The sequence below is a fragment of the Paenarthrobacter sp. JL.01a genome (assembly GCF_025452095.1).
In the GTDB taxonomy this organism is placed as follows: domain Bacteria; phylum Actinomycetota; class Actinomycetes; order Actinomycetales; family Micrococcaceae; genus Arthrobacter.
Window position 1 is genome coordinate 1,154,126 of record NZ_CP104877.1, and the last position, 11,714, is coordinate 1,165,839.

General features: G+C 63.7%; 13 protein-coding genes. All 13 read left to right on the forward strand.

The window, feature by feature from the left end:
• Positions 1-46 precede the first annotated feature (46 nt).
• The 13 genes from N5P29_RS05615 (at position 47) to N5P29_RS05675 (ending at position 11,714) form a co-directional block, all read left to right on the forward strand.
• Entirely contained in the window at positions 47-250 is a 204-nt protein-coding gene (locus N5P29_RS05615; protein WP_262277656.1) for a hypothetical protein, read from the forward strand.
• 156 nt (positions 251-406) lie between these two features.
• Positions 407-910 (forward strand): hypothetical protein, encoded by a 504-nt coding sequence (locus N5P29_RS05620; RefSeq protein ID WP_262277657.1) that lies wholly within the window; start codon positions 407-409, stop codon positions 908-910.
• A 26-nt stretch (positions 911-936) separates the two neighbouring features.
• Positions 937-1,554, forward strand: a complete 618-nt coding sequence (locus N5P29_RS05625; protein WP_410007897.1) for an SIS domain-containing protein — start codon at positions 937-939, stop codon at positions 1,552-1,554.
• A 55-nt stretch (positions 1,555-1,609) separates the two neighbouring features.
• Positions 1,610-2,284, forward strand: a complete 675-nt coding sequence (locus N5P29_RS05630) for an SRPBCC family protein (protein ID WP_262277659.1) — start codon at positions 1,610-1,612, stop codon at positions 2,282-2,284.
• 79 nt (positions 2,285-2,363) lie between these two features.
• Positions 2,364-3,434, forward strand: a complete 1,071-nt coding sequence (locus N5P29_RS05635; protein WP_262277660.1) for an alkene reductase — start codon at positions 2,364-2,366, stop codon at positions 3,432-3,434.
• A 135-nt stretch (positions 3,435-3,569) separates the two neighbouring features.
• The gene (locus N5P29_RS05640; protein WP_262277661.1) at positions 3,570-4,268 is read left to right on the forward strand and encodes a GntR family transcriptional regulator; all 699 of its coding nucleotides are present in this window, start codon (positions 3,570-3,572) and stop codon (positions 4,266-4,268) included.
• 168 nt (positions 4,269-4,436) lie between these two features.
• Complete coding sequence (locus N5P29_RS05645) at positions 4,437-5,444, forward strand: sugar phosphate isomerase/epimerase family protein (RefSeq protein WP_262277662.1); 1,008 nt, start codon at positions 4,437-4,439, stop codon at positions 5,442-5,444.
• Entirely contained in the window at positions 5,441-7,195 is a 1,755-nt protein-coding gene (gene dhaL, locus N5P29_RS05650) for a dihydroxyacetone kinase subunit DhaL (protein WP_262277663.1), read from the forward strand. Before N5P29_RS05645 ends, dhaL begins: the two co-directional genes overlap by 4 nt.
• Positions 7,192-7,674, forward strand: a complete 483-nt coding sequence (locus N5P29_RS05655) for a ribose-5-phosphate isomerase (RefSeq protein WP_144662477.1) — start codon at positions 7,192-7,194, stop codon at positions 7,672-7,674. The genes dhaL and N5P29_RS05655 overlap by 4 nt, the downstream gene beginning before the upstream one ends.
• Positions 7,675-7,676: 2 nt before the next feature.
• Positions 7,677-8,645 carry a 3-hydroxyacyl-CoA dehydrogenase family protein gene (locus tag N5P29_RS05660; protein ID WP_262277664.1) on the forward strand — a complete coding sequence of 323 codons (969 nt, stop codon included), beginning with the start codon at positions 7,677-7,679 and terminating at the stop codon, positions 8,643-8,645.
• 12 nt (positions 8,646-8,657) lie between these two features.
• Positions 8,658-9,422, forward strand: a complete 765-nt coding sequence (locus tag N5P29_RS05665) for an SDR family NAD(P)-dependent oxidoreductase (RefSeq protein ID WP_262277665.1) — start codon at positions 8,658-8,660, stop codon at positions 9,420-9,422.
• Between the two features lie 154 nt (positions 9,423-9,576).
• Entirely contained in the window at positions 9,577-10,926 is a 1,350-nt protein-coding gene (locus N5P29_RS05670) for an MFS transporter (protein ID WP_262277666.1), read from the forward strand.
• A 44-nt stretch (positions 10,927-10,970) separates the two neighbouring features.
• A complete protein-coding gene (locus N5P29_RS05675; protein ID WP_262278512.1) occupies positions 10,971-11,714 on the forward strand; it encodes a triose-phosphate isomerase family protein in 744 nt (247 codons plus the stop codon).

Genomic DNA, 11,714 nt, shown 5'->3' on the forward strand with positions numbered 1-11,714 from the left:
GGCGCCGACCCTCGACACGATGCCGGGCCGTGCCTAGATTGAGGCCATGAGCAAAGAATCGAACAAAGCTGACCGGGCACCTTCCGAACCGTCCGGACCTGGGGCGACTGACGACGTCGAGCATGACAAAGGTGACACAGGAACCGGCGACTTCACCACGGAACTGGACCCAACGTTCATCCCTGATGAGTCCGCTGGGACTCCGGAGGAAAAGCGCGCCCGTGAACACCCCGAAGAGACGGGCAGCTAGAAACTAGTAAGTAACCTGATAACTAGCTACCATACAAGAAGAGGCGGGACCGGAATCGTTTTGGAATGACCCGATTGGGGTACACCTCGGACACCAAGCACAGCGCGGGCTGCGAGCGGCGCCCACGGAAGTCCGCTCACCAGGGAGGTAAGCCTCGTGGATACAGGACAACTGGTATTGATCATCGTCGTGGCCGTAGTGGTCATTGCGGCCGTGATTATCGCGGTGGTTGTTGGCCGCCGTAAGAAGGCCGAGGTCAATCGCCGCAGGGCAGGGGAGCTGCGCGAGAAGGCGCAGGAGGAAGCCATCGGCGCACACCAGGCGAAGGCCGAGGCCGCCCAGGCCGAAGCAAACGCCCTCCAGGCCGAAGCTGAGGCCAGTCGGCTCCGTAAGGAAGCCGAGCGGCACTCCGAGAAGGCCGAAGAAGCGCATGGACGCGTTGAGGAGCACCTCCGCCACGCCGACAAGCTTGACCCGAACGCCACGCCGGACCGGGCCGCCGACGACGGTCGGGGCAACCATGCGGGCCACGGCAAGGCGGACCACGACGGCGGCCACGCCAGTGACGCCGACCGCGTCAACGTGGCTGAGGGTGAGCGGCTGACACGCGACCGCAGCAGGCGTGACGGCTCCACGCGCGAGGGTGACAGGAACCTGTAGTTTCAACGACGAAGCGAGGTAAGGAAGTGAGTATCGTGGTGAGGCGGACTGGTCAGTCAATCCGTGCGACCGACTCGAAGATCAACCGACATGCGGTGGACGTTGTCCTGGGTCACCTTGGCGAGATTGGGCCAGCCGTAGCGGCCCTGCGTCGGGAATCGTCGAGGCCTGCCGAATGGGGCGAGGAACTGGCCAGGGCCACGCTTCGTGGCGGCCGGGTGTTCGCCGCCGGGAGCGACGGCTCCGCCCACGAAGCGCAACGCTTTGCCTCCGAACTCACTGCCCACGATTCGGCCCACGATCACGGTGGCAGCCCCGGCTCATTTACGGCCATCGTAGCCAACAAGGATGCCGGGGAGACCATTAGCAGCCAGATTCCCTCAACTGTCAAAAAGGGGGACATCGTGGTGCTCCTGGCTGCCAAGGGAATCACGGATGACCTCCGCGACGCTGCAGCCGCAGCCAAATCCGCGGGCGCCAAAGTGTGGGCGCTGACCGGACGGGAGTCCAAGCACCTGGCCCAATCCGTCAATGAGGCAATCAACATCAACACGGACCCGCCGCACGCGGAGGAAGCACACCTGGTGGCAGTTCTTGCCCTGTGTGAATGCTTCGACGAGTCCATGAGGGATCTGACCAAGTAGCGCCACGGTGATGTGCCTGCCCATGGCAGGCGCATCGCCGTGGCAGGCTTTCCCTGTGAAGACTACGGTTATTGGCTACATTGCGGTGCTCGCGCTCGCAGGCCTGGTGTCCCTGGGTATCCTCGGCGCCTCCCTGCTGCAACGCCACGATAACCGGGGCATCGCGGTCCTCGCCCTGGTGGTGGGCGGGCTGCTGCTGACGTTCATCTACGGGTTGATGGTGGGCCGGGCAGCGAAGGCGGCAGAACGCAGGCTTCGCACCGCCCAAAGCAAGGTCCCGCAGTTCACAACGATGACCATCAAAGCCTCCGCGGACTTCGCCCACTCGCCGTCCAGTGTTTGGGCCCTGATACGTCCGGCCGAATCGTCGCTCTCATTCGTAGATGGGATCTACCATGCTGTGTCCATCCCTGCTGTTGCGGACGGTCCCGGCGAGCTCCAGTGCTTCTTCCATCGCAACGGCCAAATCGGCGCTATCGAAGTGCTCCAGGAGATCCCGGAGCAGCTGGCTGTCACCCGGTCGCTTCTTCCTGCGGGAGGCACGGACACGGAGACCAGGTACCGCCTGGAGGAGACTGGCCGCGGATCCCGGCTGACCATCGAGACTGACTATGAGGTGCCCGGGGGCAGGGCCATAGAGACGGACCTGGGTAGTGGCTTCTGGGACAGCTACTTCGAAAGAGTCGGCGCTGTGCTTGACCGGCAAGCCGCAGAAGGACGCGCCATGTGATCTGCACCTCACCCGGAATAGTTGCAGACGCGGCACAGTTACGCATGGTGAACCTGATTCATCCTGAAAGGAACCGCGCATGCTGTTTTCCCCCTTGGCCCTTGGCGAGCTGGAGCTTTCCAACCGATTGGTGATGGCCCCGTTGACCCGCCTGCGCGCAGGTCAGGATGGTGTTCCGAACGATCTGATCGCTGAGCACTACCGCCAGCGCGCCTCCCTGGGCCTGATCGTGAGCGAAGGAACCTACCCTGCCCGTGCCGGTCAGTCCTACCCTGGCCAGCCCGGACTCGTCACAGAGGAGCAGGTCGCTGGCTGGAAGAAGGTCACTGACGCAGTCCACGCCGAGGGTGGCCGCATGTTCGCCCAGATCATGCACGGCGGACGCGTGTCGCACGCCGACATCACCGGTGGCCACGAGATCGTCGGACCCAGCGCCGTCGCCATCGACGGTGAGGTCCGCACCCCGAACGGCAAGCAGCCCTACCCGGTGCCCCGCGAACTCCGCACTGACGAACTGCCGGGAGTGATCCAGGAAATCGTCACCGCCTCCAAGAACGCGATTGCGGCGGGATTCGACGGCGTTGAACTCCACTCCGCCAACGGTTACCTCCTCCACGAATTCCTTGCACCGAACTCCAACGTCCGCACCGACAGTTACGGCGGTTCCCCGGAAAACCGTGCACGGTTCGTCATCGAGACGGTCAACGCGGTAGTCGAAGCCTTGGGTGCCAACCGCGTGGGCATCCGCATTTCCCCGGAGCACAACGTCCAGGGAATCGCTGAAACGGATGCCGCTGATGTCCGGGCCACGTACGAGGTCCTGGTGGACACCATTGCACCGCTCAACCTGGCGTACCTGAGCATCCTGCACCACGAGCCCAAGGGTGCGCTGGTCCAGGACCTCCGCGAACGTTTCAACGGAACGTTCCTGGTGAACACCGGCTTCAGCGAGATCACTACCCGTGACGAAGCCTTCGCCATCATCGAAGAAGGCCTCGCGGACGCCGTAGTGGTTGGCCGCCCGGCCATCGCCAATCCGGACCTGGCGCGTCGCTGGCGTGAAAGCCTGCCGCTGAACGAACCCAACCCGGCCACGTTCTACGCTGACGGCGCCGAGGGATACACGGACTACCCGTTCTACGCCAACTAAAACCAAAAGCAGCAAAAGCACGACGTCGGCACCCACCTGGGTGCCGACGTCGTGCTTTTATGCTCCCGCACGCGGGCGGAATGTGACGTCGTCTACTTACAGGCCGACGGCTCGCGTTCCTATAGGATTTGTGGCATGTCTGAACCTTCGCCGGCAGTCGCCCGCCCCGGCTTTCCTGTCAGTCGCCAAGTTCTGGCGGACCACGTTTATGAAGCGTTGCTCGAATGGCTGATGGACGGCCGGCTCGAGCCTGGGGCCGCGGTCAGCATTGATGGCATGGCGCGGGAACTGGATGTCTCGCCGACACCCGTGCGGGAGGCGCTGGCACGGCTGGAGCATACTGGCATGGTTCGTCGTGTCGCGCTCAAGGGATACCGGGTAGCACCGGTTTTCACCCGCGAGGACTTTGCCGAGCTCATGGAGGCGCGGCTCTCCATTGAGCCCGTGAATGCCCGTTTGGCGTGCTCGCGGATGACGCCGGAGGGCCTCGACGCGCTGAAGCAGGCTGTGGAGGACTTGAAGACCGCTCCGAGGGGTGGAACCTTTGCCGAATACCGCAGCTACCTTGAAGCGGACGAACGGTTTCACCAGCTCATAGCCGCCCAGGCGAACAATCAGTTCCTGCTCGCGGCGTACAACACCTTGGGCGGGCAGGTCCAGCGCTTCCGCCTGTTCGGGGGAGTGGGCATCACCGATGCCGAGCAGGCGATCTCCGAACACCAGGCCGTGTTGGACGCCATGTTGAGCGGCGATCCGGAGAAAGCCGCACAGACCATGATCAACCACGTGGAGAACGTTCGTGGACGGGCGATGGCAGACGCGCCCGAGGAATAGTCATCTGCCAAGCAAGGCCCGCCGGACACACCGGCGGGCCTTTTTTGTGACCCTCTTCACGAACATATGTAAGACATATAGGATGCAGGAAGTTTCCGAAAAGGCTTGACAGTTCCTTCGCGTTCGTAAATCCTATAGGAAACAGGATTCCACGAAGGAGTGATCATCATGGCGTATACCGCCGAGAATTGGCCCATCACCGCGGCCCTCCTGCAGTTCCCCGGCACCGACGCCACCGGCAAGGACATCAACGACGCCGATGCTTCCGTGTGGGCCGACGTCCTCCAGGAGGTCAAGGACGCAGGTTTCGCCAACGCGGACCTCACCGACAGCTGGGTGCGCCCGGGAGACCTCAGCAAGGATCGCCTCGCCGAGTTCAAGCAGACCGCCGAGCACGTAGGCATCGGAACGCCGGTCATTTCAGCCATCCGCCGCAGCGTCATCCACGAACATGACTGGGAAGGCAACCTCGCCTACAGCCACCGGACCATTGACGCCGCAGCAGAGCTTGGCTGCGAAGTAGTCTCGATCGGTCTCCACCAGGCCATAACTCCGGAGCAGCAGAAACAGTTGTGGTTCTGGACCGTAGAGGGTTACAAGGACCCCGTGGGGGACAAGGAAGCGTGGGGCAACGCTGTCTCCCGCATCCGCGAACTGGGCAAGCACGCGGCCGAGGCCGGCATCCTGCTGTCCCTTGAGATGTACGAGGACACCTACCTCGGCACCTCCGACTCCTCCGTTCAACTGGTACAGGACATCGGCCTGGACAACGTTGGCCTGAACCCGGACCTCGGCAACCTGATCCGCCTTCACCGGCCCATCGAAGACTGGCGCGAAATGGTAGCCAAGACCCTGCCGTACTCCAACTACTGGCACATGAAGAACTACATCCGCGACGAAGACGTAGCCCGCGACAGCTACATCACCATGCCCGCCCCCATGGAAAGCGGACTCATCAACTACCGCGAGGCCTTCAAGTTTGCGCTCTCCGTGGGCTTCCAGGGCATCCTCTGCACCGAGCACTACGGTGGCGACGGCCTCAGCGTCACCGCCAGCAACCAGGAATACCTCCGCCGCCATGTTCTCCCCAGGACCGAGGGCTACGCGCTGGGCACCAGCCAGGTGGCGCAGGGCCGCCAGCAGCCGGCTGCGGCGTTGGCGGGAGCCGCGAAATGACCCGGATTTTCGATGACGCCGCCGACTTTGCCGACGAAGCGCTGGATGGTTTCGTCGCTGCCAACCGCGGATACGTAGCCAGAGTGGATGGCGGTGTGGTGCGCTCCACCGAGGTCCCTGCCGGCCAAGTAGCGCTGGTGGTAGGTGGAGGCTCCGGACATTACCCGGCCTTTGCCGGTCTCGTTGGCCCAGGCCTGGCTGCAGGCTCGGCGTGCGGGAACATGTTTGCCTCTCCCGCGGCAGGACAGGTGTACCGCGTGGCGAAGGCGGCCAACGCCGGCGGCGGTGTGCTGCTGAGCTACGGTAACTACGCCGGCGACGTCCTGCACTTCGGTCAGGCGCAGCTTCGGCTCAACGCCGAGGGCATCGAGACCCGCACGGTCACCGTTACGGATGACATTGCCAGCGCTCCCATCGAGCAGTTGGAAAAGCGCCGCGGCATTGCCGGTGACCTGACCGTCTTCAAGATCGCAGGAGCCGCCGCAGAAGCGGGACTGGACCTTGACGGCGTCGAGCGTTTGGCCATCAAGACCAACTACCGCACGCGCTCCCTCGGGGTGGCCTTTGACGGCTGCACGTTGCCCGGCGCCAAGGACCCGCTGTTCCACGTTCCCGCGGGGCAGATGTCCCTCGGCTTGGGCATTCACGGCGAACCCGGGATCTCGGAGCACCCCATGCCGACGGCCTCCGAACTCGCAGAGCTCCTGGTGTCGAAGCTGCTGGCTGACAAGCCCGAGGACGCAGGAGACCGCGTGGTGGCCATCGTCAACGGGCTTGGCACCGTCAAGTACGACGAACTCTTCCTGCTGTTCGGCAAGATCGAGAAGCTCCTGGCAGCTGCCGGGCTGACGGTCGTCGAGCCCGAGTGCGGGGAACTGGTGACCAGCCTGGACATGTCCGGTCTGTCCCTGACGTTGCTGTGGTTGGACGAAGAACTTGAACAGTACTGGTCCGCGCCCGCCGACACTCCCGCTTTCCGCAAGGGAAGCATGGCACCCCGCGCTGCCCGCACCGCTGCATTGACCGACGACGCCGAAGCCTCCACCGTGGAGCAGCCCACCCGTGCCGCTGCCGAACTTGGGGAGCAGGCCGCGGCGATCCTCGCGCAGGTGAGGGACGTCGTCGTCGAGCATGAAGAGGAACTGGGCAAGTTGGACGCGATCGCCGGAGACGGCGACCACGGTATCGGTATGCGCCGTGGCGTCGATGCAGCCGCTGCTGCGGGGGATGCCGCGAGCGGTTCGTCGGTGGCACGCGTGCTGGCCAGTGCCGGCGAGGCCTGGAGCGAACGTGCCGGCGGCACCTCCGGCGCTTTGTGGGGTTCGGCCGTCATCGCGGCAGGGCAGGCGCTCGGCAACCGGGAGTCGTACAGCGCGCAGGATGCTGCCGCGGCGGTGAAAGCCTTCGCCGGTGCCATCACCGAACTCGGCAAAGCCGAGCCGGGCGACAAAACCATGGTGGACGCGCTCCTTCCGTTCCGCGACGCCTTCCTGGCAGAGCTCGACGGCGGTGCACCCGTTGACAGGGCGCTGGCAGTTGCGGCCGCGGCGGCCGAGTCCGCTGCCGCGAAAACCGCGGAACTCCGGCCACTGAAGGGCCGTGCGCGCCCCCTCGCCGAGAAGAGCCTCGGCCACCCGGATCCCGGTGCAGTGTCCTTTGGCCTGATCGCCGCACGGATCTCCCAATTCATCGATTCACAACTTGCCGCTGCAACAACCGTTGCACCGGCCGGAATCGGAGCATCAGAATGAGCAACACCCAAGGCTGGCGCATCGTCGTCGGCAATGACGAAGCCGGCGTGGAGTACAAGAACGCCCTCCTGGCACTGTTGGAAGCTGATCCGCGAGTCGCATCCGTGACCGATGTCGGCGTGGGACCGGACGATTCCACCGCCTACCCGCACGTCGCCGTCGATGCCGCCCGGAAGGTGGCCGAAGGCGAAGCCGACCGGGCGCTGCTGATCTGTGGCACGGGCCTGGGCGTCGCCATCGCGGCCAACAAGGTCCCCGGCATCCGTGCCGTCACAGCCCACGATTCCTATTCCGTGGAACGTTCAGTCCTGAGCAACAACGCCCAGGTCCTGACCCTCGGCCAGCGCGTTATTGGACTGGAACTGGCCAAAAAACTCGTGGGCGAATGGCTCGGACACCGCTTCGACGAGAATTCCGCCTCCGCCGCGAAGGTGGACGCCATCTGCTCTTACGAACCCGACTACACAAAGGCGGTCTGATCATGACTACACCTGAAAACCGATCCCGGAAGATCGCCGTCGTTGGCTCCGGCTACATGGGTGGCGGCATCGCCCAGGTCCTGGCACTCGGTGGCGCCCGGGTTGCCCTGGCCGACGTTTCCGCCGAGGTAGCGCAGAAGAACTACGAGCGTTTGCTGGAAGAGTCGGAGCAGTTCATTGCCGACGGCCTCTTCCCTGAGGGTTCCACGGAGATCCTGAAGCAGAACCTGTGGGCCGCCAAGGACATCGAGGAAGCCGTTGCTGACGCTGATTTCATCGAAGAATGCGTTCCCGAGGTCTTGGAAATCAAGCACCAGACCCTTGCCAGGATCAGTGCGGCAGCCAGCCCGGATGCCCTGATCGGTTCCAACACGTCCACTATCTCCATTGCCGCCCTGGCCGAGGCCGTCACCAATCCGGAGCGCTTCCTGGGCGTGCACTTTTCCAACCCGTCGCCGTTCATTCCCGGCGTCGAGGTCATCCCGCACGCGGGCACTTCGGCCGCCACGGTCTCCGCCTCCTGTGACCTGGTCCACGCAGCCGGCAAGCAGACCGCCGTTGTCAAGGACGTCACCGGTTTCGTGCTGAACCGCCTGCAGTACGCGCTGTTCCACGAAGCGGCGCAGCTGGTGGAGCAGGGCATCGCAACAGCGGACGACGTCGACACCCTGGTCCGTACGACGTTCGGCTTCCGCCTGCCCTTCTTCGGGCCGTTCGCCATCGCCGACATGGCTGGCCTGGACGTCTACAACTTCTGCTACAAGTCGCTGCAGACCGGCTTCCCGGAGCGTTTTGCGACGCCGAAGATCCTGTCCGACCTGGTGGAGGCCGGCAAGCTCGGCACCAAGACCGGTGCGGGCTTCCTCAACGTTCCTGCCGAACGGACACCCGAACTCATCGCCTACCGCAACAAGGCCTACGTCGCCATGCAGAAGCTCATTGAAGAGCTCGGCCCGGCACCCATCAACTAACAGGAGAAACACATGACTTTCCCCGCATCACGGACGGCAATCGTTACCGGAGCTGTTTCCGAACGTGGCATCGGCCGCGCGACCGTCAACTACTTGGCCGCTCAGGGCTGGAACATCGGCATCATCGACCTCGATGACGCCGCGTGCAAGGCCGCTGCCAAGGAAATCGCCGCAGAATACGGAGTCCAGGCGCACGGCGTGGGTGCCAACGTAGCCAGCGAAGCCGAGGTCCGCGCAGCAATTGATGAGCTGGAAAACGAGCTGCCGCAGATCGTGGCCCTGGCCAACGTGGCCGGTGTCAGCTCGCCCATCGGGTATCTGGAGCTCGAACCTGCCGAATGGGACCGGGTCCTGAACATCAACCTCAACGGTGTCCACTACGCCACCCGGCGCGTAGCTGAGTCCATGGTGAAGAACCGCCTTGGCCGCATCGTCAACATCTCATCGGTTTCGGCACAGCGCGGCGGTGGTACCTTCTCGAAGACCCCGTACTCGGTTGCCAAGGCAGGCGTCATTGGCCTCACCCGCGCGACCGCCCGTGAGCTGGGGGAGTACGACATCACCGTCAACGCGATCTCCCCGGGCCCCATCGACACCGACATCATGGGTGGAACCTTGAGCGAAGAGCGCAAGGACGAACTGGTCAAGGACCTCGTGGTGAACCGAGTCGGCTCCACCCGTGACATCGCCGCAGCCATCGCCTTCCTCATCAGCGAGGACTCCGGATACATCTCCGGCCAGACGCTGAATGTGGATGGCGGGCTTTACATGCACTAGGCCTTCGTCGATGAAGACCTGGACCCGTGAACGGAAGATCTACCTTGCCGTGGGCGTCCTCGCCTGCGCCGTGGGCCTGGTGCTCATTCTCTTCCCGCGCTGATAACCCGCTTCGGTTATCTCCCCCCAACTGACTACTCAAAGAGGAGTTTCAATGTCCGTCGCCTCAACTTCCACCAAGGAGTTGCTGGATTCGCCGGTTTTGAAGTCGGCAATATCCAAGGCTTCATTCCGCTTGATGCCCATGCTGGTCATCCTGTACGTGGTGGCCTTCCTTGACCGCACCAACGTTGGTTTTGCCGAAGCTGCCCTTGGGGTGGACAAGGGCATTACCGCCGGAGCCTACGCGCTCGGTGCCGGTATTTTCTTCATCGGCTATGCACTGTTCGAGATCCCCAGCAACCTGCTGCTCACCAAATTCGGCGCGAAGATGTGGCTTGCCCGCATCGCTGTCACCTGGGGCATCGTGTCGGCCTGTTTCGCCTTCGTCCAAGGCGAAACATCGTTCATCATCCTCCGCTTCCTGCTGGGTGTCACCGAGGCGGGGCTTTTCCCCGGCGTCATCATGTTCCTTGCCGCTTGGTTCCCCAACAAGGTCCGCGTGAAGATGTTCGCCATCTTCTACCTGGCCCAGCCGTTCTCGCAGATGATCGGCGCACCGCTCTCCGGGTGGCTCATCAACATCGGCGACCAGGTTCCGGGCGTTGCCGGTTGGCAGGTCATGTTCTTCGTCGAAGGCTTGCTCGCCGTCCTGGCCGGTATCGCGTCCTTCTTCTTCCTGATCAACAGCCCGCAGGACGCGAAGTTCCTGAGCAAGGAAGAAAAGGTGGCACTGACCGACGTCATGGCCCTGGAAGACACCGTAAAGGAAGAATCCGGTCCCCGCGGCGTCCTCGCGTCGATGAAAAACGGCAAAGTCTGGTACTTCACCATCATCTACTTCTGCCTGCAGATCGCCGTGTACGGTGTGACGTTCTACCTTCCGCAGCAGGTGTCCCAGCTGACCGGCCAAAAGGTTGGGCTCGCCGTCGGACTCCTGACCGCCATCCCGTGGTTCTTCGGTATCTTTGCCTGCTTCTTCATCGGAAAGGCAGCCAACACGATCCTCCGCAGGCGTCGCTGGGGTACGGCGTTGTTCGTCTCCACCGGGCTCTGCATCTTCGGTTCGGCTTGGGCCGGGGCCAACCACCAGCCGACCCTCGGCATCATCTTCATCACTCTGGCCGTGTGCAGCTTCCTCGCGATCGGTCCCATTGCCTGGTCCTACCCGACGGCGTTCCTGACCGGTACGGCCGCAGCTGCCGGTATCGGCCTCATCAACTCCCTGGGTAACCTGGGTGGCTTCGTCGCTCCGATCCTGCGCACCTGGGTAAACGAGATCACGGCCTCGGACACGGGAACCATGGGTGTGTACGCCCTGGGTGTCCTGCCGTTCCTCGCCGCCATCATGATGTTCGGAACACGCGCGTTCACCAACAAAGCCGATGAGCTGTTGGGCAAGTGACGTTGTTGAACACTGACGCCCTGTATGTGGGGGTCAGCACCAAGATGTACATGGGCTACGCGCAATCCTTGGCGTGGCTGGAGCAACTGGTGAAAGAAGTGGACGCCCGTCCGGCCCTCGCGGCCGGGCGGGTGGTCCCGTTTGTCATCCCTTCGTTCCCTGTTCTTCCTGCCGCGGCAGACCTCGTGGCGTTGTCACCGGTGGTACTCGGGGCGCAGGACTGCGGATGGGCCGACGGTCCCTGGACCGGCGAGGTGGCGCCGTCGATGCTCGCCGAACTGGGCGTGGGGCTGGTGGAAATCGGCCATGCCGAGCGGCGTCGGTGGTTCGACGAGACCGACGCGATGATCGCGCGCAAGGTTGGTGCCGCCGTCGAATCCGGCCTGACACCGCTGTTGTGCGTCGGGGAGGACGAGCCGGCCGGGCCCGACGCCGCTGCGCAGATCGTCCTGGATCAGATCAGCGCTGCGGTGTCTGGCGACTGGTCCTTGGCCGCCCGTCTTGTCATGGCCTATGAACCAGTGTGGGCGATCGGTGCCCCCGAACCGGCCTCGGCTGACTATGTCTCGACAGTCGTTGGAGCGCTGCGTGCAGCTCTGGGCCAGCACGGGCTGGCGGCCCTGCCGGTGATCTACGGTGGTTCCGCAAAGCCTGGACTCCTGCCGCAGCTCAGCGGTGTCTCGGGGCTTTTCCTGGGCCGCTTCGCCCATGACGCCGCGAACTTCGGCCGGGTCCTGGACGAAGCCCTCGCCCTCCCCAACCAAGCAGCCCAACCTGGGGACAGATAA